Source organism: Bacillus cereus group sp. MYBK216-1 (assembly GCF_051916495.1).
GTDB classification, from domain to species: Bacteria; Bacillota; Bacilli; order Bacillales; family Bacillaceae_G; genus Bacillus_A; species Bacillus_A thuringiensis_K.
Genome location: NZ_JBQAGT010000001.1, coordinates 631,513 through 653,370 on the forward strand (window position 1 = coordinate 631,513; position 21,858 = coordinate 653,370).

Consider the following 21,858-nt stretch of genomic DNA (forward strand, 5'->3'; position numbering starts at 1 on the left):
ACTCCTTTTTTGATTTAAGATGCTGCCGATTGATCCGTATTATATTTTTCTTCTGATTTTGCGACAATCATTGCGCAAATTGCATCGCCAGAAATGTTTACAGCTGTTCTAGACATATCTAGAATACGGTCAATACCGATAATTAAAGCGATGCCTTCTACTGGCAGATTTACTTGATTTAAAACCATTGTAAGCATTACAAGTCCAACACCAGGTACACCAGCAGTACCGATACTAGCTAGTACAGCAGTTAATACAACCATAGCTAATTGGGGTAATGTAAGTTCAACACCGTATACTTGAGCGATAAATACAGTGGCTACCCCTTGCATAATGGCAGTACCATCCATATTAATAGTTGCCCCTAGTGGTTGTACAAATGAGCTTATCGCTTTTGGAACGCCAAGTTTATCTTGTGCTGTTTTCATTGCAAATGGAAGCGATGCATTAGAGCTAGATGTACTAAATCCAATTGCCATTACTGGTCCGAAATGTTTAAAGAAACGAACAATACTTTCTTTTGCTAATACCTTTAATAAGCCGCCATATACAAAGACCCCGTGAATAATGAGTACTAACATAACGACAATCATATACTTGAACATCGCAGCGACGCCTGTAAGACCCATTTTACCAACGGATGAAGCGAGCAAACCGAATGTTCCAATTGGGGCTAATTTCATAACGATATTAACAAGATACATCATTAATTCGTTGCCCTGTTCAAGTAATGAATGGATACCTTGAACTCGTTTTCCTAAAATAGCTATACCGAGTCCAATCAATACGGCAAAGGCAATGATTTGTAACATGTTTCCGTCAGCCATCGCTTTTGCTGGGTTATCTGGTACGATATTTAGCAATGTGTCGACGAAAGATGTTTCAGTTTTTGCACCTTCATACTTAAGACCTTCTGTTTTAAAATTACCGCCAGCTCCTGGTTTTATAATAAGTGCAAATGTAACCGCTATAGAGATGGCAACCGCAGTTGTTACGAGGAAGAATGAAATTGATTTTAAACCGATTCTTCCAAGTTGTTTCGGATCTCCAAGACCGGCAGCACCAAGTACGATAGAAATGAACACAACGGGAACAACTAGCATTTTAATAAGTCGAATAAACAATTGACCAATTGGGTTGAACACATATTGATTTAGTGGCTCAAAGATAGATGGAGCAGCTAAATTTAGAGTGAGTCCAACAACTAGACCTAGAAATAATGCGATTAAGATTGCTTTTGTTTGTTTCAATAAAATCCCCCTTTTGTTTTTGCGAAATTTCTTTCTAAAGTAATTATACCGAAAAAATACTTAATTTTACAATATTTTCTGAATTTTTTGTTTAAGTGTAGATAGACTTATTTTGTGTTTGGAAAATAAAATAGACCATCACATAGGATGGTCAAGGGAAGGGGACAATTTATGTCAATTTAATTAGGGATGGAAGTTGCTTTAAGACACTGGGGAATGTCTTATAAATTAGGGAGGAACAACTTCGATACATATACTATAAAAGATAGGTGTGACTCTCATGTGAACATAGGGTGAAAGAGAGAGGGAGTTTTAAATAAAAGATAGAAAGACAAAAAAATAAGACCATCATTTATAAGATGGTCAAGGAAGGGGACAATTTATGTCAATTTAATTAGGGATGGAAGCTGTTCAAAGACACTGGGGAATGTCTTATAAATTAGGGAGGAACAACTTCGATACATATACTATAAAAGGTAGATGTGACCTCTGTGTGAACATAGGGTGAAAGAGAGAGGGAGTTTTAAATAAAATGAAAATTTAATGAGTGTTTTTTGTTCATCCCCTGTTAATTATTAGCCTTAACCAATCGGGCGTTTATTGCCCACAAATAGCGGAATAAAAGATAGAGCAAACAAAAAATAAGACCATCACATATAAGATGGTCAAGGAAGGGGACAATTTATGTTAATTTAATTAGGGATGGAAGCTATTCAAAGACACTGGGGAATGTCTTATAAATTAGGGAGGAACAGCTTCGATACATATACTATAAAAGGTGGATGTGATCTCTGCGTGAACATAGAGTGAAAGATATGGGGATTTGAAAAATAGTACATATGAAATTGTTATTGCTAGCAATATTGAGCTAGGATATAGTTTTCCAGCATAAAACGAAAAAGGAATCTGAATATAAATAAAAGTTGTAATCTATAAAAAAAAGGATTATGCTCAACTATATTATGAGAATATAAGGTTTGTCCCAGTTATTTAAGGGCTTTTAAAAAGCTTTTTATTTATGAGGGGAAAGCTTCACTTTAATAAGGGAGTTAGTGATATGGACATAACAAAAAAACAAGGACTTTATAATCGTCTTATACGATTAAACCCACCACAAATATTAGCATTAGGTTTTTTCTGCTTAATTGTGGTTGGCGGTTTGTTATTAAAATTACCATTCGCAACGAAAGTACATATTAGTTGGGTAGATGCTTTCTTTACAGCAACGTCAGCAGCGACCGTAACTGGTTTAGGAGTAGTGGATACAGCAAGTACATTTACGATGTTTGGCGAAATTGTTATTATGTTTTTAATTCAAACAGGTGGTCTAGGTCTTATGACAATTGCCATTTTAATTGTTTGGGTACTAGGTAAAAAAATCGGATTACGTCATCGTTTGTTAATTGGAGAAGCATTTAATCAAACAAATATAGGTGGTCTTGTAAAATTAGTAAAGCGTGTCTTTATATTTTCGATTTGTATTGAACTTATTGGGGTCATCTTTTTATCGTTTCGCTTTATTCCAGAGTTTGGTTTTGGAAAAGGTTTATACTATAGTATTTTTCATGTAATTGCATCTTATAATAATGCAGGCTTTGCTTTATGGCCAGATAATTTAACAAGATATGTAGGGGATCCCATTATTAATATTGGGATTTGCTCTTTAATTGTAATAGGGGGACTCGGTTTTACCGTATTAATTGATATGTGGTATAGCCGTAGTTTTCGAAAATTATCGCTTCATTCGAAAATCATGATTATTGGAACAGTAGTGCTAAATGTTATAGCGATGATTGTTATTTTTGTATTGGAATATAATAATGTGAAGACGTTAGGGAATTTACCTTTAAATGAAAAGTTATGGGCTTCTTTCTTCCAAGGTATAACTCCTCGTACTGCTGGATTTAATACAGTTGACTACGGGGGAATGGAAGAATCATCTATATTATTTACGATGATTTTGATGTTTATTGGTGCAGGAAGTGTATCGACAGGTGGAGGAATTAAATTAACGACGTTTGTTATCTTAATTACATCTGTCCTTTCTTTCTTTAGAAAAAAAGAGGAAATCGTATTATTTCAGCGTACGATAAAAATGTCAACAGTAACGAGAGCATTAGCCATTGCTGTTGCCAGTCAAATACTTATTTTTGCAGCGGTATTTATATTAATGCTGACAGAAAACTTCAGCTTTATTCAATTATTATTTGAGACGATATCAGCGTTTGGCACAGTCGGATTAACGATGGGAATTACTGCAAAGCTATCGGCATTCGGAAAATGTATTATTATGTTTGTTATGTTTTGCGGATTGATTGGACCATTAACACTTGTGTTCTCTTTAGCGCGACCAGCAAAACAAAAAATAAAATATCCATCGGAAGATGTGTTTACAGGATAAGGTATCCCACGTTAAGCGAGATACCTTTTTCTTTTTTAGAACAGAGAGAACAGTAAACCAATTAGTGCTACTCGGAATAAAATTGCAATAAGTGCAGCAATCCCACCAACAACTGCAGCGATACCCCCAGTTACAGTAGCTCCGCGGTTATAAGCGTAAATACCGAGTAAAACAGAAACAAGACCAAATAGTGTTGGGAATGTAAATAGTGATAAGATAGATAGCGCAAGAGCAATAAAACCAGCAGTTGATCCAGCAGCGGAAGATTTTACAGCATCTTTATCGTCTTTATCATCGTAATTATAATCAATGCGTTGTGGTGCAACTTCAGCGGCGTACTCTTCCTTATAATCACTATCTATTCTATCTTTTCTTTTATAATCATCAAATTTCTCAGTCAAAGTCATGACTCCTTTCATAACAAGGTTCAATAGTAGTATGTATCTCTTTTTCTTTTTTATCCCGCATTAACGGGTAGTAAGACCCCATCTCAAAATTCAGCGAAAGCAAAAAAAGTTAGGTGGGGATTGGGCTGCCCGTAAAAGCCCGATTGGTTAGGGCTAATAATCAGTGGGGGATAAACACCCCCCCACTGATTAAAGTTTCACTATACCGGAGCATGTACAGGGAGTAGTATCTTTTAAAAGGAGGAAAATGTTTTCTTGAAATAGGAAAAGTTAGTATGACTTCCTCTATTTTGGAAAGTATAAAAAGGAATAATGAGGAAAGGGTGCAATACATAATGGAACATCCAATTGAAAATTTAATGAAAACGGCAATGACAAATTTAAAAGAGATGGTAGATGTAAATACGATTGTTGGGAGTCCGGTTTCAACAGCTGACGGAAATGTAGTATTAACAGTATCTCAAGTGGCTTTTGGTTTTGGAGCTGGTGGAAGTGATTTTAAAGGGGATTTCATTACTGAAAAACATAACGGTGGGCAAAATCAGCATAAAGAGAACAAGCAAGGGCATCCATTTGGAGGAGGAAGCGGGGCTGGGGTTTCCATTAGTCCAGTGGCTTTTTTAGTAGTTGGTTCTAATGGGGTGCAAGTATTACATCTCAACAGTAGTACACATTTAATTGAAAAGGCTTTAAATACTGTACCAAGCACTGTAGATAAATTTGTAAATGGTCGTCAAAAGTGAACTTGCATTTTTTAGGAATTATGATATATTAGAAAAAGTGCGCTTTAGGATGATCGGAATAATTGAAATGTAAATATATATGATGTATGGAATAAGGGAGAGGACTTTATGATTAATATTAAAAACTTAGTAGTTGGCTTATTTATGTTAGTAAGCGGCTTTGTTGTATATGTAATAAAAGAAAAAGCTCCATTCTAAAACAGACAAACCGTTACTGTCTGTTTTTAATTGGCAGAAAAATGTTGACAAGTTATTGTATTGGTGTTAAAATTTTAATTCGTGTCTCGGTTACAGCTAGTGTAGAGTAAATATTTCTTATGAATGCAATACGAAAAGTTTGCGAAAGATCGGGTAATTTTATCAACAACTTTTGTGAACAAACCCTATAAATTGTATTTATAAGCTATATATGTATACTAGTGAATCAAGGAGCGGTCAGTGGAACCGTAATGATGAGAGAGAGGTAGGGCTTTCATCCAGTATATGTTACTTTCCCGTTAGGTGAATATAAAAAAGAGGACTCCTTTTAAAAGGAGTCCTCTTTCATTTTTTAAGTGCGACTTTCAACTTGTTGACAAATTTCATCCGTTGTTAAACCGTGAGCTGTAATGACTGATCCTTTAATTGATGCATCTGCAATGCCCATCATATTGGAATCTTGCCCAGTTACCACACAACAATCGCACCCTTGTGCATCCTGTTCTGAGTTAAGTGTAACAACTTCATGACCTTGTTGCTGAAGAGCTTGTTGAACGTCTGTTAATGAGTTTTCAACGCCAATTCTAGCCATAATTCTCACCTCCTACCATCTAATTGCTAGTATGCTCAAGTTCACTGCATATATTTATGAAAAGACGGTAGGAAGTAAATCTTTGTTTAGTCGTTATATACGCCAGTAAGCATTTGACTAACGAATTGGTCGTTTAATGTATCTTGTGCTGAAGAAGTATTTGAATGGATGTCAATTGAAGCAATAAAATGATTATGTTCTTTCGTATTTGGTTCTACCTCTACGTAATTATCGAATTTACAAAAACCTTTCGTATCCATTAGATCAAATAATTGCAGCATTTCTACTACCTCTTGTCTCGTTCCTTTAATTTGTACACACGCCATATTTATTTCCTCCTTTATTTTGACAAATTGTTTTTTAAAAATAGGATTATGATTACGAAATGAAAAATATGAATGTTATTTTTAGACAGCGCTATTTTTGTTATTTTCCCCCTTTTTCACCAAAAGTCGTTATATATTCCCGGATTTATAAAATCGGATGTCCGTTTATTGAATACAATAGATTCGTATCAATTGATGAAAATCCTTCTTTTAAACAAATATTTTTTTAGTGGAAATTGGCGAAAAAAATTTTTTGACTTTTTGTAAACGTTAACAATGTTGTTAAATCAATATAATTAAAGAAGTATGTACGATTAAAAATTATAAATTTTCTAAAAATTCACTTGATTTATTTAGAAAGGAGAGTAAACTAGGAAACAATAAAAAATTCATAGAACATAGGAGGCGCTTCTAGTGAATGAGCAATGGATTTTCTTAAATGGAGAATTTGTTCCAAAAGATGAAGCAAAAGTTTCAGTATATGATCATGGCTATTTATATGGCGATGGAGTATTTGAAGGAATTAGAGTTTATAGCGGTAATGTTTTCCGTTTGAGAGAGCATCTTGTCCGGTTGTATGAATCAGCAAAATCAATCCTTTTAGAAATTCCATATTCATTAGATGAAGTAACAAATATTGTTGTTGAGACAATTCAACAAAATAAATTATCTAATGGATACATTCGACTTGTTGTATCAAGAGGAGCAGGAAATCTTGGATTGGATCCCGATTCATGTAAGAAGCCGAATGTAGTAGTAATTGCAGAACAATTATCTTTATTCCCACAAGAATATTATGAGAAAGGGATTCCAGTTGTAACAGTTGCAACGCGCCGAAATCGTCCCGATGTTTTATCCCCTCAAGTAAAATCTTTAAATTACTTAAACAATATTTTAGTTCGTATTGAAGCGAAATTAGCTGGAGTACAAGAAGCACTTATGTTAAATGATCAGGGATATGTAGCTGAAGGATCAGGAGATAACGTGTTTATTGTTAAAGGAAATAAATTAATTACACCACCAAGTTCTGCTGGAGCGTTAGAAGGTATTACACGAAACGCCATTTTAGAAATTGGTGAAAAACTTGGATATGACGTAAGAGAAGAGTTATTTACAAGACATGATGTATATGTAGCTGATGAGGTGTTTTTAACAGGAACAGCTGCTGAAGTTATTGCTGTTACGACAGTAGATGGTAGAACGATTGGCTTAGGGCAAACAGGTCCACATACGAACCGTTTATTAGAAGAGTTTCGTAAGTTAGTTGTAGAAGATGGAGAGAAAATTTACGAAGAAAACAAAGTTGGATAACAACTTTTTTAACATAAGAAAGCGTTGATAGGGAGGAGTAGTTGATTGTGAAGCCTCACAGAGAGTCGGTGGTTGCTGAAAACCGATGGTTCACGTCGACGAACATCGCCCTTGAGTGCTAAGCTAAAGCATTTGTCTAGGCTTAGACGGTAGCTCCGTTATTAGCTAGATCCATTTATGGATCACTGAGGCAAGAGTATTCTTGCAAAGAAGGGTGGTACCGCGAAATCTTTCGTCCCTTCAGCACATAGCTGGAGTGTGGACGTAGGGTTTTTTTATTGTATAAAAGTTTGAAAAAGGGGGCTTATAAGAACAATGTCTTCAAAAACGGAAGAGAAACTGGCAACTGGTGCACAGCTATTGTTAGAAGCGCTAGAAAAGGAAGGCGTAGAAGTGATTTTCGGTTATCCGGGTGGTGCCGTTTTACCTCTCTATGATGCATTGTATGATTGTGAAATTCCACATATTTTAACAAGGCATGAGCAAGGGGCGATTCACGCTGCTGAAGGGTATGCCAGAATTACAGGGAATCCAGGGGTTGTAATTGCAACGAGTGGACCAGGTGCTACAAATGTAATTACGGGTCTAGCTGATGCGATGATTGATTCATTGCCACTTGTAGTATTTACAGGCCAAGTAGCAACAACGTTAATTGGGAGCGATGCTTTTCAAGAGGCAGATATTATGGGACTTACGATGCCAGTGACAAAACATAACTATCAAGTGCGAAAGGCCTCAGATTTACCTCGGATTATTAAAGAAGCATTTCATATTGCTAAAACAGGAAGACCAGGACCAGTCGTTATTGACCTTCCGAAAGATATGGTAGTCGAGAAAGGTGAGCGATGTAGCAATGTACAAATGGATTTACCAGGATATAACCCTAATTATGAACCGAATCTACTTCAAATAAACAAATTACTACAAGTAATTGAAACCGCAAAAAAACCGTTAATTTTAGCTGGAGCGGGTATATTGCACGCGAAAGCGTCGAAAGAATTGACAAGTTTTGCTCGTAAATATGAAATCCCTGTTGTGCATACATTACTTGGACTTGGTGGTTTTCCGCCAGATGATGAACTATTTCTAGGGATGGGGGGAATGCACGGTTCTTATACAGCCAATATGGCATTATATGAATGCGACTTACTCATTAATATAGGCGCGAGATTTGATGATCGTCTTACTGGAAATTTAGCTTTTTTTGCTAAAGGGGCGACTGTTGCACATATCGATATTGATCCAGCAGAAATCGGGAAAAATGTGCCAACAGAGATTCCTATTGTTGCAAGTGCTAAGCAGGCGTTAGAAGTATTGCTTCAATCAGAAGGAAAGAAAGAAAATCATCATGAATGGCTCTTTTTATTAAAGAGTAGAAAAGAAAAATATCCATTCTCTTATAAACGAAATTCTCAACGTATTAAACCTCAATATGCGATTGATATGCTATATGAAATTACGAAGGGAGAAGCGATTGTAACAACAGACGTTGGGCAACACCAAATGTGGGCAGCACAATATTATCCGCTGAAAAATCCAGATAAATGGGTAACTTCTGGCGGATTAGGAACGATGGGGTTCGGATTTCCAGCAGCAATCGGTGCGCAAATTGCAAAGCCTGAAGAATTAGTTATTGCAATTGTTGGTGATGCTGGGTTTCAAATGACTCTGCAAGAATTAAGTGTATTAAAAGAACACGCTTTACCTGTTAAAGTATTTATTTTAAATAATGAAGCTTTAGGAATGGTAAGACAATGGCAAGATGAATTTTACAACCAAAGATATTCGCACTCTTTATTGCCATGCCAACCAGATTTCGTCGCTCTTGCGAATGCATATGGCATAAAAGGTGTTCGTATTGACAATCCACTTCTTGCAAAGAAGCAAATCCAGCATGCAATTGAATTACAAGAGCCAGTCGTAATTGATTGTCGTGTACTTCAATCAGAGAAGGTTATGCCGATGGTTGCACCAGGAAAAGGTGTTCACCAAATGGAGGGAGTGGAAAAAGGGTGAAGAGAATTGTTACAGCGACAGTTCGAAATCAAAGTGGTGTGTTAAACCGAATTACAGGGGTTATGACACGAAGACATTTTAATATTGAAAGTATTTCAGTAGGTCATACGGAATCATCTGACATATCGCGGATGACGATTGTTGTACACGTTGAAAGTGAACAGCAAGTCGAGCAGTTAATTAAACAACTTCATAAGCAAATTGATGTTTTGAAAGTATCAGATATTACAGAAGAAGCGATGATTGCAAGAGAACTTGCACTTATTAAAGTAGCGACTTCAGTAGCAAGAGCTGAATTATACAGTTTAATTGAACCGTTTCGAGCCGCTGTAATAGATGTTGGGAAGGATTCCATAGTTGTGCAAGTAACAGGTACTCAGGAAAAAGTAGAAGCGTTAATTGAATTACTTCGTCCATACGGTTTGAAAGAAATTGCAAGAACAGGTGTAACAGCCTTTACGCGTAGTATGAAAAAACAAGATAAGCAAGTTATGTTAATCCAATAATCATTTAAATATAGGGGGAAATGAAAATGGCAAAAGTTTATTATGAGAAAGATGTAACAGTAAATGTATTAAAAGAAAAGAAAGTAGCAATCATCGGATATGGCTCGCAAGGTCATGCGCATGCGCAAAATTTACGTGATAACGGATTTGATGTAGTAGTAGGTTTAAGAAAGGGTAAGTCTTGGGATAAAGCGAATGAAGATGGGTTTTCTGTATATACAGTAGCAGAAGCAGCGGAAAAAGCTGATGTAGTAATGATTCTACTGCCTGATGAATTACAACCAGAAGTATATGAAGCTGAAATTGCACCAAATTTACAGGCTGGAAACTCTCTAGTGTTCGCACATGGATTTAATGTTCACTTTGATCAAGTAAAACCACCAGCTAATGTAGATGTATTTCTAGTAGCGCCAAAAGGACCGGGGCATCTCGTACGCCGTACGTTCGCCGAGGGAGGGGCTGTTCCTGCATTATTTGCAGTATATCAAGATGCAACAGGAGTTGCGACTGAAAAAGCACTTTCTTATGCTGACGGAATTGGAGCAACGAGAGCTGGTGTACTAGAAACGACGTTTAAAGAAGAAACAGAAACAGATTTATTTGGAGAGCAAGCTGTGCTTTGCGGCGGAGTGACTGCACTTGTAAAAGCAGGGTTTGAAACGTTAGTTGATGCGGGGTATCAGCCTGAACTTGCATATTTTGAATGTTTACATGAACTGAAGCTAATCGTTGACCTTATGTACGAAGGTGGACTTGAAAATATGAGATATTCAGTTTCAGATACAGCGCAGTGGGGAGACTTCGTATCAGGACCACGCGTTGTTACTGAAGATACGAAGAAAGCGATGGGTACAGTGCTAGCAGAAATTCAAGATGGTACATTTGCAAGAGGTTGGATTGCAGAGCATAAAGCAGGAAGACCGAATTTCCATGCGACAAATGAGAAAGAGAATGAACATGAAATCGAAGTAGTTGGACGTAAATTACGTGAAATGATGCCTTTCGTACAGCCGCGAGTAAAGGTAGGGATTAAATAATATGAAGAAGATTTTGTTCATGGATACGACGCTACGTGATGGCGAACAATCACCAGGAGTGAATTTAAATGAACAAGAGAAATTACAAATTGCTAGACAATTAGAGAGGCTTGGTATTCATGTAATGGAAGCTGGATTCGCGGCAGCTTCCGAAGGAGACTTCCAATCGGTAAAGCGCATTGCGAATACAATTCAAAATGCTACGGTTATGAGTTTAGCTAGAGCGAAAGAAAGTGACATTCGAAGAGCATATGAAGCTGTGAAAGGTGCTGTGTCTCCTCGTCTACACGTATTTCTAGCTACGAGTGATATTCATATGAAATATAAACTTTGTATGTCAAAAGAAGATGTGTTAAATAGTATTCATCGCTCGGTTACGCTCGGGAAATCATTATTTCCGACAGTACAATTTTCTGCAGAAGATGCGACAAGAACATCGAGAGCATTTTTAGCTGAAGCAGTAGAAATTGCGATTCGCGCAGGAGCGAATGTAATTAATATTCCGGATACAGTTGGATATACGAATCCGGAAGAGTATTATTCTCTTTTTAAATACTTACAAGAATCCGTTCCTTCATATGAAAAAGCAATTTTTTCTTGTCATTGTCACGATGATCTTGGGATGGCAGTAGCAAATTCGCTAGCCGCAGTTGAAGGGGGAGCACTGCAAGTAGAAGGAACGATTAATGGCATTGGAGAAAGAGCAGGGAATGCGGCGTTAGAAGAAGTCGCAGTTGCTCTTCATATTAGAAAAGATTTCTATAAAGCAGAGCCTTCGATGACTTTAAAAGAAATTAAGGCGACGAGTACATTAGTAAGCAGATTAACAGGTATGGTGGTGCCGAAAAATAAAGCGATTGTTGGAGCGAATGCATTCGCTCATGAATCAGGAATTCATCAAGATGGTGTATTAAAAGAAGTGACAACATATGAAATTATTGAACCAGCACTAGTAGGCGAATCTCAAAACCTATTTGTACTTGGAAAACATTCTGGGCGTCATGCGTTTACAGAAAAAATGAAAGAACTTGGCTATGAATTTACAAACGAAGAGCGGGATACAGTATTTGAAGCATTTAAAAAATTAGCTGATCGTAAAAAGGAAATTACTGAAGAAGATTTACGCGCACTTATGCTTGGTGAAGCAGCATTTGCAGCCCAGCAATATAACATTACGCAATTACAAGTACATTTCGTATCAAATAGTACACAATGCGCGACAGTTGTACTAAAAGATGAGGAAGGAAATGTATATGAAGATGCAGCTACTGGCTCTGGTAGTATTGAAGCGATTTATAATGCAATCCAAAGAATTTTAGGATTAGAATGTGAATTGGCGGATTATCGCATACAATCTATTACACAAGGTCAAGATGCACTTGCTCATGTTCATGTTGAATTAAAAGAAGGTAGTCACCAAATATCAGGTTTCGGAGTTGCGCAAGACGTATTGGAAGCGTCGGCGAGAGCTTATGTCCATGCAGCAGGGAAATTAAAATCTCTTATAGCGCTTGTGAAATAAATATTTGATAGGTGAGAGAAGCTTTCCTCACCTATCAAATTAAAGTTCTGAAAATTCTGTTAAAAGGAGTGTTAAAAATGGAAAAACGTATCGTTTGTTTAGCTGGTGATGGTGTTGGTCCAGAAGTAATGGAAAGTGCGAAGGAAGTATTGCATATGGTAGAAAGGCTATATGGACATCATTTTCATTTGCAAGATGAGTATTTTGGTGGTGTCGCTATCGATTTAACTGGGCAACCATTACCACAGCGAACACTTGCCGCCTGTTTAGCGAGTGATGCGGTTTTGCTTGGAGCAGTAGGTGGACCAAGGTGGGATAGTGCGAAAGAAAGGCCTGAGAAAGGATTATTAGCATTAAGAAAAGGACTCGGTGTATTTGCGAATGTTCGCCCTGTAACGGTAGAAAGTGCAACTGCACATTTATCACCATTAAAAAACGCTGATGAAATTGATTTCGTTGTCGTTCGTGAATTAACAGGCGGAATTTATTTTTCTTATCCGAAAGAGCGAACGGAAGAAGTGGCGACAGATACACTTACGTATCATCGCCATGAAATTGAACGTATCGTTTCGTATGCTTTTCAATTAGCGAATAAGCGGAAGAAAAAAGTAACATCTATTGATAAAGCGAATGTTTTAGAGTCTAGTAAATTATGGAGAACTGTGACAGAAGAAGTAGCACTTCGCTACCCGAATGTGGAAGTAGAACACATTTTAGTAGATGCAGCAGCTATGGAATTAATTCGGAATCCAGGAAGATTTGACGTTATTGTAACGGAAAATTTATTTGGTGATATTTTAAGTGATGAGGCTTCAGTATTAGCTGGATCATTAGGAATGCTTCCATCAGCAAGTCACGCTGAAAAGGGGCCTTCATTATACGAGCCTATTCACGGATCAGCACCGGATATTGCGGGGAAAAATAAGGCAAATCCAATTGCGATGATGCGTTCTGTTGCAATGCTGCTTGGGCAATCGTTCGGATTAACGAGAGAAGGCTATGCAATTGAAGAAGCAGTTTCTGCAGTCCTTAAATCAGGAAAATGTACAGCAGATATCGGGGGGACTGAAACGACAACTTCATTTACAAAGGCAGTTATTCAAGAAATGGAAGAGCAAGCGTTAGTAGGGAGAGGAAGATAATGGCGAAAAGGTTACTAGATAAGCTTTGGGAAAGACATGTAGTTGCGACTAATGAAAATGGATTGGATTTATTATATATCGATCTACATCTTGTTCATGAAGTAACGTCACCGCAAGCCTTTGAAGGCTTGCGGCTTACAAATCGAACAGTCCGCAGACCAGATTTAACATTTGCAACGATGGATCATAATATTCCAACGAAAGATGTTTGGAATATTACCGACCGCATTGCGAAGCAGCAACTAGATACACTTCGGGAAAACTGTAAACAATTTCAGGTGCCATTAGCGGATATCGGAGATGAAGAGCAAGGGATTGTTCATGTTATAGGACCAGAACTTGGACTCACACAGCCAGGAAAAACGATTGTTTGTGGTGATAGTCATACAGCAACACACGGTGCTTTTGGCGCACTAGCGTTTGGTATTGGTACGAGTGAAGTGGAACATGTATTGGCAACGCAAACGTTATGGCAACGAAAGCCGAAAGCGATGGGCATTGAGTTAAAAGGAAAGTTACCGCAAGGTGTTTATGCGAAAGATATTATTTTACACCTTCTTTCAAAGTACGGAGTAGCAGTTGGAACAGGTTACGTAATGGAATTTTACGGAGAGGCCATTCATGCTATGGATATGGAAGAGAGGATGACGCTTTGCAATATGGCAATTGAAGGGGGAGCAAAGGCTGGCATTATTGCACCAGATGAAAAAACAGTTGCTTACGTAAAAGGGCGTAAATATGCACCGAAAGACTATGAATCTATTAAGAAAAAATGGTCAGAACTTTATACAGATTTAGATGCAGTTTATGATTTACATATTCTAGTAGATGTTGCGGATTTAGCGCCGTACGTTACGTGGGGAACAAATCCTAGTATGGGTGTTCGGATCGATGAGGAATTGCCAGAAAAGCATGATGCAAATGACGAAAGAGCGTTTTCTTATATGGGATTGAGTCCCGGACAAAGTACGTATGACATTCCAGTTCAACATGTTTTCATTGGATCTTGTACAAATTCCAGGCTTTCTGACTTAGAAATTGCTGCATCTGTCGTGAAAGGTAAAAAAGTAAAAGAAGGTGTGCGAGCACTTGTTGTACCTGGATCTCAAAGGGTAAGAGAAGCGGCGATGCATAAAGGATTACATCGCATATTTGAAGAAGCTGGATTTGAATGGAGAGAGCCTGGATGCTCAATGTGTCTAGGTATGAATCCAGATCAAGTGCCTGAAGGAGAACATTGTGCCTCTACGTCAAATCGCAATTTTGAAGGAAGACAAGGAAAGGGAGCACGAACGCATTTAGTTAGCCCGGCAATGGCGGCAGCGGCTGCGTTATATGGTCATTTTGTTGATATTAGAAAGGAGAGTTATGATGGAGCCATTTCGTATTCATAAAGGTACTGCCGCAGTACTGATGAATGATAACATTGATACAGATCAAATTATTCCGAAGCAATATTTAAAGAGAATTGAAAGAACTGGGTTTGGAAAGTTTTTATTTGATGAGTGGCGATATGATAATAATCGCCAAGAAAACCCTAATTTCCCGCTGAATGCACAAGAAAGAAAAGGAGCCAGCATATTAATCACAGGTGATAATTTTGGATGTGGCTCGTCTAGAGAACATGCTCCGTGGGCGCTTGCTGATTATGGTTTCCGCGTTATTATCGCTGGAGGATTTGCCGATATCTTTTATATGAATTGTATGAAGAATGGCATGTTACCGATTGTAATGGATAAAGATATGCGTGAACAACTTGCTAAAACAGATGCGAGGGAACAAATCATAGTTGATTTAGAAAATGAAATAATGACAACGAATACGCATAGATTCCATTTTACAATCGAGAAAATGTGGAAAGAGAAGTTATTAAATGGTTTAGATGAAATTAGTATTACAATGCAATATGAAAAAGAAATAAAAGAGTATGAAAGAAAAGTGGCTTTACATTAAAAAAAGTGACGGAATATTAAAAATATATTTACATTCAAAATGAACTGTTATATACTATGTGAAAATCAGAGGAGAAAGGGAGTAAGTATTATGAATATCGTGCAATCTATTACAATGCTTACACAACTACATCATCATACATGAAACCCTTGAACCTAGCGTGAAAACGTGTAGGTACAAGGGTTATTCCCGTTGTACCTACACTCTACTGAAGAGCCTTGTAGGTATTTTGTCTACAAGGCTCTTTTTATTTTCGGCTTAGGTGAATGAAATAGGCATACATTAGAAGGGGAAAGGTGTGAAAATTCAAATGACAAAATGGAAACGGGCAAACCCGAATGGAACGAGAGATTATTTATTCGAAGAATGTACGTTAATTGAAGAAGTGGAGCAAAAATTAAGGCTTACTTTTTTAGAGAGAGGTTATGAGGAAATAAGAACACCTACAATTGAATTTTATGATGTTTTTGCATTTCAAAATAGACCGATAGATGAAGAGAAGATGTATAAATTTTTTGATGAAAAGGGAAGGATTATCGTTTTACGTCCAGATATGACAATTCCTTTAGCGAGAGTTATTGGAACACAGAGATGGGATACGCCACTTAAAGTGACGTATAGCGGGAATGTATTTCGAGCGAATGAATCCCATTCTGGAAAATATAATGAAATCGTACAAAGTGGTATTGAAGTTATTGGGATTGATAATGTAAGAGCTGAAATTGAATGTGTAATAAGTGTCATTCAAGCACTTCAAAAGTTGAAGGTGCAATCTTTTACAATTGAGATTGGGCAAGTCCAGTTATATAAATGTATTGTAAAAAAACTCTCCATCCAGGATGAAGAAGAAAGGGTACTTAGAACGTATATAGAAAGTAAAAATTATGCTGCCCTCTCAAATTTTATCAGAGAAAAGAAATTAGATCGATGCGATGAGACAGTAAGATTACTTGAGAAATTACCAAGGCTATTTGGAAATTTAGAAGTTATTGAGGAAGCAGAAAAGCTTGCTTCAAGTAATGAAATGAAAATGGCAATTGCAAGAGTAAAAGAAATGTATGAAACAATTGAAATGTTAGGATATGGTTCTTACATATCAATTGATTTGGGCATGATTCAACACTTAGATTACTATACGGGTGTTATTTTCAAAGGATATATATATGAAATTGGAGAAGAAATCGTTAGTGGCGGAAGATACGATGAGCTAATTGGGAATTTTGGAGAAATGCTGCCAGCTGTTGGACTCGCGGTACAAGTAAATCAAATTGTGAAGGCGCTGCAAGAGCAGCAAGAAGCATATGAACGAAATCAAATTGATATTGTGATTCATTATGAGTTAAATAGATTAGCGGAAGCAGAAAGGCTACGAAATTTACTTCGAAAGGATGGGAAAAATGCTTGGTTATCTCTATTCTCTAATTTAAGCGATACCTTTCAATTTGCAAGAAAAAATAAAATAGGAACGGTCGTTGAGGCAAAGAATGAATACTTAGTGGAATATGTATGGAATGAGAAATGGGTAGTCCAGAAAGAGGGAGAGGCTTCATGCGTAACATTCAAATTGCGTTAACGAAAGGAAGATTAGAAAAACATGTCATTCCACTTTTTGAGCAGATTGGAATTGATTGTTCCGAGCTCAAAAATAAAGGTCGGAAGCTTGTATTTCAAAGTAAAAATACAAATGTTTCATTTATTTTAGTAAAAGCGGTTGATGTTGCTACTTATGTAGAACATGGGGTAGCTGATATTGGCATCGTTGGAAAAGATATTTTAATGGAAAACGAGAAAGATATTTATGAAATGCTGGATTTAGGAGTGGGGATTTGTAAGTTTTGTGTTGCTTCTATTCCTACGTATAATCCGAAGAGTTACCGGAAGAAAAGAATCGCTACGAAATACCCACATATTACTTCTACTTATTTTCATGATAAGGGAGAGGATGTAGAAATTATTAAAATAGAAGGTTCTGTAGAAATTGCTCCTCTTCTTGGATTGGCAGATGCGATTGTAGATATTGTTGAAACAGGAAAAACATTACAAGAGAATGGACTTATTGTATTTGAGGAAATGCACTTTATATCGGCTCGGATGATCGTAAATAAGGCAGCCTTAAAAACTAAAAAAGACGAAATATTCAGTATTATAAATATGATGGAGCAAGAAATCTTATCAGGGAAATAGGAGGACTTAAAATGGAAATCATTTATGAAGATTTTAAGGAGGCATTATCTAAAATAAAAGTGCTAAGAGAAAACGCTAATATAATAGAAGAAACTGTTCAAAGAAGTGTAAGAAAAATCATTAGAAATGTAAGGGAAGGGAAAGATGAGGCTTTATCTTTCTATACAAAAAAGTTTGATGGTGTAGAGATGAAAGATTTTCGTGTAAGTGAAGAAGAAATACAGCAAGCGAGTATGTTTGTAGAGAATTCATTTTTAGAAGCTTTAAAAGAGGCGAAGAAAAACATTGTTTCGTATCACGAAAAGCAAAAGAAGTACTCAATATTCGATTGTGAAAGTAAAGGCATAATTAGAGGGCAGCTCATTCGGCAGTTAGAAAATGTAGGTGTATATGTACCGGGTGGGACAGCCTCATATCCTTCTTCAGTATTAATGAATGTATTGCCGGCGAAACTCGCAGGTGTGAAAAAGATTGTAATGGTAACACCGCCGAGTAAAGGAGGAATTAATCCTCACATATTAGCTGCTGCAAATCTTGCGGGGGTAGATGAAATTTATACGATAGGTGGCGCGCAAGCAATTGCTGCTTTAGCATACGGGACGGAATCGATTCCGAAAGTGGATAAAATAGTTGGACCGGGAAATTTGTACGTCGCTCTAGCGAAACGAGAAGTATACGGAATAGTAAATATCGATATGATTGCTGGTCCATCAGAAATTGTAGTTGTCGCGGATGAAACAGGTAATGCAAAATATATCGCAGCGGATTTATTATCGCAAGCGGAGCATGATGAGAGAGCAACGGCGATTTGTATTACAACGAATATGGAACTAGCTAAAGAAGTAGAAAAAGAGGTAGAAAGACAGTTAGAAACGTTGCCAAGAAGTGAAATTGCACGTGAATCGATAAATAGAAATGGAGCCATCTTTATCGTTCCTTCTTTAAAGGAGGCACTAAAGTTATCAAATGAAATTGCTCCAGAACATTTAGAGTTACATATAAAAGAACCAATGAATGCTCTAGATTATGTGAAACATGCAGGCTCTATTTTCCTTGGGCCATATGCACCTGAACCGCTCGGGGATTATTTGGCGGGACCGAATCATGTATTACCAACGAGCGGAACGGCAAGATTTTTTTCTCCGTTATCAGTCGATGATTTCGTGAAAAAATCAAGTTTTATTTCTTATACAGAGGAAGCATTAAAAAATGTACAGCATCATATTGTAGAGCTTGCAAATAAAGAAGGGTTACATGCACATGCGAGAGCAATCCAAATAAGGTTTGAGGAGGAAAAATAATGCGTCAGTCCAGTCAAGTACGTGAGACGACAGAAACAAAAATTAAATTAAATTTGCAGCTTGATGAAAGTACGAGTGTATCTATTCAAACGGGGGTTGGTTTTTTCGATCATATGCTGACTTTATTTGCTAGACATGGAAGATTTGGATTGCAAGTTGAAGCAGAAGGTGATGTATTTGTCGATGCACATCACACCGTTGAAGATGTTGGAATTGTACTCGGAAATTGCTTGAAAGGAGCATTGCAAAACAAAGAGGGAATTAATCGTTACGGTTCTGCGTATGTACCGATGGATGAATCTTTAGGATTTGTCGCAATTGATATAAGTGGACGCTCATATTGTGTATTTCAAGGGGAATTAACAAATCCGAAGCTCGGGGATTTTGATACAGAATTGACGGAAGAATTTTTTAGAGCAGTCGCACATGCTGCCAATATTACATTACATGCACGCGTTCTATACGGAAGTAATACACATCACAAAATTGAAGCATTATTTAAAGCTTTTGGTAGAGCGCTTAGAGAAGCGGTCGAAAAAAATGCCAACATTACTGGTGTAAATTCAACGAAAGGGATGTTGTAATTGATTGCCATTATAGATTATGGAATGGGGAATATTCGCAGTGTAGAGCAAGCATTAAAATATATTGGGGCAGAGTACATTGTAACGAGTGATAAAGAAGAGATATTGAGAAGCGATGGCGTGATTCTACCGGGAGTAGGTGCATTTCCGAAAGCGATGGATGTATTAGAAGAAAGAGATTTAGTGTGTGTACTAAAAGAAGTTTGTGACATAGGAAAACCACTCCTCGGTATATGTTTGGGCATGCAACTTTTATTTGAACGAAGTGAGGAACTAAAAGATTGTAGCGGGTTAGGTTTACTACCAGGTGAAATTCGTAAGTTAAAAGTTTCGTATAAAATTCCTCATATGGGATGGAATGAATTAAGGAAGGAAAGAGAATTTTCGCTTTGGAATGGATTAGTGGATGGTTCTTTCGTGTATTATGTTCACTCATATTACGCGGATTGTCCAGATGAAATTGTATGCGGAGTAAGTGATTATGGAATGCAAGTACCAGGGTTTGTCGCGAAAGGAAATGTATTTGGTGCACAGTTTCATCCAGAAAAAAGTGGCGAAATTGGCATGCAAATATTAAAAAATTTTCAAGGAGTGGTAGAAGCATGGAAATCTTCCCAGCTATCGATTTAAAAGAAGGGCGATGCGTTAGACTTTATCAAGGAGAGTTTAGTAAAGAAACGGTGATGAATGAAGATCCGGTAGCGCAGGCGATCATATTTGAAAAGCTTGGAGCGGAAATACTACACATTGTTGATTTAGATGGTGCAATTGCTGGCGAGTCGTTAAATTTGCCCGTCATTGAAAAAATCTGCAAGGCGGTACGTATTCCTGTGCAAGTGGGAGGAGGAATTCGTTCACTTAAAGCGGTGGAGAAGTTATTGTCAGCAGGTGTAGAAAAAGTGATTTTAGGAACAGCAGCTCTTTATAATAAGTCATTTTTAGAGGAAGCAGTTCGTCTATATAAAGAGAAAATCATTGTTGGAATTGATGCGAAAAATGGTTTCGTAGCAACGAGAGGTTGGCTTGATCTGTCTGAAATTTCTTACGTTAGTTTAGCGAAACAAATGGAAAGTTTAGGTGTTCAAACGATTGTGTTTACAGACATTTCGAAAGACGGAACGCTTGCAGGTCCAAATTTTGAACAATTAGCGATACTTCAAAAAAGTGTGGGCATTCGTCTCATCGCCTCTGGAGGAGTGGCATCTATTCAAGATGTGAAAAAGTTAAATGATATGAATATATATGGTGTCATAATTGGAAAGGCGCTTTACGAAAAAACGATTGATTTAGAAGAAGTGTTACAGGTAACGAAGTTATGTTAGCGAAACGAATTATTCCATGTCTAGATGTGAAAGAAGGGAGAGTCGTAAAGGGTGTAAATTTTATAGGATTACAAGATGTCGGTGATCCGGTTGAAATAGCTGAAGCATATAACGAGGCAGGGGCAGATGAAATCGTATTTTTAGATATTACGGCGACTCATGAAGGAAGAAAAACGATTATAGATGTTGTAGAAAAAACAGCAGCTAAAGTATTTATTCCTCTTACGGTTGGCGGGGGGATTTCAAGTGTGAAAGATATGTACAATTTACTAAGAGCTGGAGCAGACAAAGTTTCAATAAACTCAGCGGCAGTGCGAAACCCGAAGTTAATAGAAGAAGGGGCAGAACACTTTGGATCACAATGTATTGTCGTGGCAATTGATGCTAGAAAAGTAGCAGAAGGTAAATGGAACGTATATGTCAACGGCGGAAGAGTTGACACAGGAATGGATGCCATAGAATGGGCGAAGCGTGTTGTTAAACTTGGAGCAGGTGAAATTTTGTTAACGAGTATGGATGCAGATGGAACGAAAAGCGGATATGACCTTCGTTTAACAGAAGAAATTTCAAAAAGTGTTTCCATTCCAGTCATCGCATCAGGGGGCTGTGGTCATACGGATCACATTATAGAAGTTTTTCAAAAGACAACAGTTGATGCAGCGTTAGCGGCATCCATCTTTCATTATGGTGAGGCGACAGTGCAGAGTGTAAAGCGAAAATTAAGAGATGCAAATGTTGAGGTGCGGTTATGAAACCTAATTTTTCAAAAGGATTAATACCAGCAATTGTCATCGAAGAAGGTACGAAAGAAGTTTTAATGCTAGCTTATATGAATGAAGAAGCATATGAAAAAACGTTAGAGACGAAAAGAACATGGTTTTATTCTCGTTCGAGGCAGTCGTTATGGAATAAGGGGGAAACATCAGGGAATGTTCAATATGTGCAATCTTTATATTTAGATTGTGATCAAGATTCAATTGTTGTGAATGTGAAACAAGTAGGACCTGCTTGTCATACGGGAGAGAAGACATGTTTTCACTATCAAATTCTATAGGGGGATACA

At 37.3% G+C, this 21,858-nt stretch carries 23 protein-coding genes and 1 other annotated feature; of the genes, 19 read left to right on the top strand and 4 right to left on the bottom strand.

Features of this window, described 5'->3' with window-relative positions; translation table 11 throughout:
- Positions 1–14: 14 nt before the first annotated feature.
- Positions 15–1,250 (bottom strand): dicarboxylate/amino acid:cation symporter, encoded by a 1,236-nt coding sequence (locus ACTFRH_RS03390; RefSeq protein ID WP_000814805.1) that lies wholly within the window; start codon positions 1,248–1,250, stop codon positions 15–17.
- 1,057 nt (positions 1,251–2,307) lie between these two features.
- Between ACTFRH_RS03390 and ACTFRH_RS03395 the strand changes: the two genes are divergently transcribed.
- Positions 2,308–3,651, top strand: coding sequence for a TrkH family potassium uptake protein (locus ACTFRH_RS03395; protein ID WP_000355549.1), 1,344 nt, complete (start codon positions 2,308–2,310; stop codon positions 3,649–3,651).
- 35 nt (positions 3,652–3,686) lie between these two features.
- Here ACTFRH_RS03395 and ACTFRH_RS03400 read toward each other — a convergent pair whose 3' ends face one another.
- Positions 3,687–4,052 (bottom strand): hypothetical protein, encoded by a 366-nt coding sequence (locus tag ACTFRH_RS03400; RefSeq protein ID WP_000136539.1) that lies wholly within the window; start codon positions 4,050–4,052, stop codon positions 3,687–3,689.
- Between the two features lie 281 nt (positions 4,053–4,333).
- On the opposite strand from ACTFRH_RS03400, the gene ytfJ reads away from it, so the two are divergent.
- Positions 4,334–4,801, top strand: coding sequence for a GerW family sporulation protein (gene ytfJ / locus ACTFRH_RS03405; protein ID WP_000204241.1), 468 nt, complete (start codon positions 4,334–4,336; stop codon positions 4,799–4,801).
- Positions 4,802–4,909: 108 nt separating this feature from the next.
- Positions 4,910–4,999 (top strand): hypothetical protein, encoded by a 90-nt coding sequence (locus ACTFRH_RS03410; RefSeq protein ID WP_000608227.1) that lies wholly within the window; start codon positions 4,910–4,912, stop codon positions 4,997–4,999.
- Positions 5,000–5,351: 352 nt separating this feature from the next.
- On the opposite strand, the gene ACTFRH_RS03415 is transcribed toward ACTFRH_RS03410, so the two are convergent.
- A complete protein-coding gene (locus ACTFRH_RS03415) occupies positions 5,352–5,591 on the bottom strand; it encodes a YkuS family protein (protein WP_000101018.1) in 240 nt (79 codons plus the stop codon).
- An 86-nt stretch (positions 5,592–5,677) separates the two neighbouring features.
- Positions 5,678–5,917: a DUF3911 family protein gene (locus tag ACTFRH_RS03420; RefSeq protein WP_000752512.1), complete on the bottom strand. Its 240-nt coding sequence runs from the start codon at positions 5,915–5,917 to the stop codon at positions 5,678–5,680.
- 414 nt (positions 5,918–6,331) lie between these two features.
- Here ACTFRH_RS03420 and ilvE point away from each other — a divergent pair, with 414 nt between their 5' ends.
- The 16 genes from ilvE (at position 6,332) to hisI (ending at position 21,849) form a co-directional block, all read left to right on the top strand.
- Positions 6,332–7,228 (top strand): branched-chain-amino-acid transaminase, encoded by an 897-nt coding sequence (gene ilvE / locus ACTFRH_RS03425; RefSeq protein WP_001005480.1) that lies wholly within the window; start codon positions 6,332–6,334, stop codon positions 7,226–7,228.
- A 15-nt stretch (positions 7,229–7,243) separates the two neighbouring features.
- Positions 7,244–7,471: a binding site (T-box leader), on the top strand.
- Between the two features lie 72 nt (positions 7,472–7,543).
- On the top strand, positions 7,544–9,244 hold the full coding sequence (gene ilvB, locus ACTFRH_RS03430; protein WP_000095836.1) for an acetolactate synthase large subunit: 1,701 nt from the start codon (positions 7,544–7,546) through the stop codon (positions 9,242–9,244).
- Complete coding sequence (gene ilvN / locus ACTFRH_RS03435) at positions 9,241–9,750, top strand: acetolactate synthase small subunit (protein ID WP_000822953.1); 510 nt, start codon at positions 9,241–9,243, stop codon at positions 9,748–9,750. Before ilvB ends, ilvN begins: the two co-directional genes overlap by 4 nt.
- A 26-nt stretch (positions 9,751–9,776) precedes the next feature.
- On the top strand, positions 9,777–10,787 hold the full coding sequence (ilvC, locus tag ACTFRH_RS03440) for a ketol-acid reductoisomerase (RefSeq protein ID WP_001151743.1): 1,011 nt from the start codon (positions 9,777–9,779) through the stop codon (positions 10,785–10,787).
- Position 10,788: 1 nt separating this feature from the next.
- Positions 10,789–12,309 carry a 2-isopropylmalate synthase gene (leuA, locus tag ACTFRH_RS03445; RefSeq protein ID WP_002181741.1) on the top strand — a complete coding sequence of 507 codons (1,521 nt, stop codon included), beginning with the start codon at positions 10,789–10,791 and terminating at the stop codon, positions 12,307–12,309.
- 77 nt (positions 12,310–12,386) lie between these two features.
- A complete protein-coding gene (gene leuB, locus ACTFRH_RS03450) occupies positions 12,387–13,451 on the top strand; it encodes a 3-isopropylmalate dehydrogenase (protein WP_000415382.1) in 1,065 nt (354 codons plus the stop codon).
- Positions 13,451–14,845 (top strand): 3-isopropylmalate dehydratase large subunit, encoded by a 1,395-nt coding sequence (gene leuC / locus ACTFRH_RS03455; protein ID WP_001129215.1) that lies wholly within the window; start codon positions 13,451–13,453, stop codon positions 14,843–14,845. Before leuB ends, leuC begins: the two co-directional genes overlap by 1 nt.
- Positions 14,823–15,404, top strand: coding sequence for a 3-isopropylmalate dehydratase small subunit (gene leuD / locus ACTFRH_RS03460; protein ID WP_000433184.1), 582 nt, complete (start codon positions 14,823–14,825; stop codon positions 15,402–15,404). Before leuC ends, leuD begins: the two co-directional genes overlap by 23 nt.
- 310 nt (positions 15,405–15,714) lie before the next feature.
- Positions 15,715–16,977: an ATP phosphoribosyltransferase regulatory subunit gene (locus ACTFRH_RS03465; protein ID WP_003300544.1), complete on the top strand. Its 1,263-nt coding sequence runs from the start codon at positions 15,715–15,717 to the stop codon at positions 16,975–16,977.
- Entirely contained in the window at positions 16,953–17,588 is a 636-nt protein-coding gene (gene hisG / locus ACTFRH_RS03470; RefSeq protein WP_001244491.1) for an ATP phosphoribosyltransferase, read from the top strand. Before ACTFRH_RS03465 ends, hisG begins: the two co-directional genes overlap by 25 nt.
- 11 nt (positions 17,589–17,599) lie before the next feature.
- Entirely contained in the window at positions 17,600–18,889 is a 1,290-nt protein-coding gene (hisD, locus tag ACTFRH_RS03475) for a histidinol dehydrogenase (RefSeq protein ID WP_000402928.1), read from the top strand.
- Positions 18,889–19,473 carry an imidazoleglycerol-phosphate dehydratase HisB gene (hisB, locus tag ACTFRH_RS03480; protein WP_001249955.1) on the top strand — a complete coding sequence of 195 codons (585 nt, stop codon included), beginning with the start codon at positions 18,889–18,891 and terminating at the stop codon, positions 19,471–19,473. The genes hisD and hisB overlap by 1 nt, the downstream gene beginning before the upstream one ends.
- Positions 19,474–20,103 carry an imidazole glycerol phosphate synthase subunit HisH gene (gene hisH / locus ACTFRH_RS03485; protein ID WP_000560354.1) on the top strand — a complete coding sequence of 210 codons (630 nt, stop codon included), beginning with the start codon at positions 19,474–19,476 and terminating at the stop codon, positions 20,101–20,103. It begins immediately after the preceding gene.
- A complete protein-coding gene (gene hisA, locus ACTFRH_RS03490) occupies positions 20,076–20,795 on the top strand; it encodes a 1-(5-phosphoribosyl)-5-[(5-phosphoribosylamino)methylideneamino]imidazole-4-carboxamide isomerase (RefSeq protein ID WP_000402292.1) in 720 nt (239 codons plus the stop codon). The genes hisH and hisA overlap by 28 nt, the downstream gene beginning before the upstream one ends.
- Positions 20,789–21,547, top strand: coding sequence for an imidazoleglycerol phosphate synthase cyclase subunit (gene hisF / locus ACTFRH_RS03495; RefSeq protein ID WP_000880109.1), 759 nt, complete (start codon positions 20,789–20,791; stop codon positions 21,545–21,547). The genes hisA and hisF overlap by 7 nt, the downstream gene beginning before the upstream one ends.
- A complete protein-coding gene (gene hisI / locus ACTFRH_RS03500; protein ID WP_000803965.1) occupies positions 21,544–21,849 on the top strand; it encodes a phosphoribosyl-AMP cyclohydrolase in 306 nt (101 codons plus the stop codon). Before hisF ends, hisI begins: the two co-directional genes overlap by 4 nt.
- Positions 21,850–21,858: the final 9 nt, after the last annotated feature.

What these genes read in the sequence shown, in the direction of transcription:
- ACTFRH_RS03395 (WP_000355549.1), top strand. Translation starts at nt 2,308, where the DNA reads ATGGACATAACAAAAAAACAAGGACTTTATAATCGTCTTATACGATTA.
- ytfJ (WP_000204241.1), top strand. Translation starts at nt 4,334, where the DNA reads ATGACTTCCTCTATTTTGGAAAGTATAAAAAGGAATAATGAGGAAAGG.
- ACTFRH_RS03410 (WP_000608227.1), top strand. Translation starts at nt 4,910, where the DNA reads ATGATTAATATTAAAAACTTAGTAGTTGGCTTATTTATGTTAGTAAGC.
- ACTFRH_RS03415 (WP_000101018.1), bottom strand. Translation starts at nt 5,591, where the DNA reads ATGGCTAGAATTGGCGTTGAAAACTCATTAACAGACGTTCAACAAGCT.
- ACTFRH_RS03420 (WP_000752512.1), bottom strand. Translation starts at nt 5,917, where the DNA reads ATGGCGTGTGTACAAATTAAAGGAACGAGACAAGAGGTAGTAGAAATG.
- ilvB (WP_000095836.1), top strand. Translation starts at nt 7,544, where the DNA reads ATGTCTTCAAAAACGGAAGAGAAACTGGCAACTGGTGCACAGCTATTG.
- ilvC (WP_001151743.1), top strand. Translation starts at nt 9,777, where the DNA reads ATGGCAAAAGTTTATTATGAGAAAGATGTAACAGTAAATGTATTAAAA.
- leuA (WP_002181741.1), top strand. Translation starts at nt 10,789, where the DNA reads ATGAAGAAGATTTTGTTCATGGATACGACGCTACGTGATGGCGAACAA.
- leuB (WP_000415382.1), top strand. Translation starts at nt 12,387, where the DNA reads ATGGAAAAACGTATCGTTTGTTTAGCTGGTGATGGTGTTGGTCCAGAA.
- leuC (WP_001129215.1), top strand. Translation starts at nt 13,451, where the DNA reads ATGGCGAAAAGGTTACTAGATAAGCTTTGGGAAAGACATGTAGTTGCG.
- leuD (WP_000433184.1), top strand. Translation starts at nt 14,823, where the DNA reads ATGGAGCCATTTCGTATTCATAAAGGTACTGCCGCAGTACTGATGAAT.
- ACTFRH_RS03465 (WP_003300544.1), top strand. Translation starts at nt 15,715, where the DNA reads ATGACAAAATGGAAACGGGCAAACCCGAATGGAACGAGAGATTATTTA.
- hisG (WP_001244491.1), top strand. Translation starts at nt 16,953, where the DNA reads ATGCGTAACATTCAAATTGCGTTAACGAAAGGAAGATTAGAAAAACAT.
- hisD (WP_000402928.1), top strand. Translation starts at nt 17,600, where the DNA reads ATGGAAATCATTTATGAAGATTTTAAGGAGGCATTATCTAAAATAAAA.
- hisB (WP_001249955.1), top strand. Translation starts at nt 18,889, where the DNA reads ATGCGTCAGTCCAGTCAAGTACGTGAGACGACAGAAACAAAAATTAAA.
- hisA (WP_000402292.1), top strand. Translation starts at nt 20,076, where the DNA reads ATGGAAATCTTCCCAGCTATCGATTTAAAAGAAGGGCGATGCGTTAGA.
- hisF (WP_000880109.1), top strand. Translation starts at nt 20,789, where the DNA reads ATGTTAGCGAAACGAATTATTCCATGTCTAGATGTGAAAGAAGGGAGA.
- hisI (WP_000803965.1), top strand. Translation starts at nt 21,544, where the DNA reads ATGAAACCTAATTTTTCAAAAGGATTAATACCAGCAATTGTCATCGAA.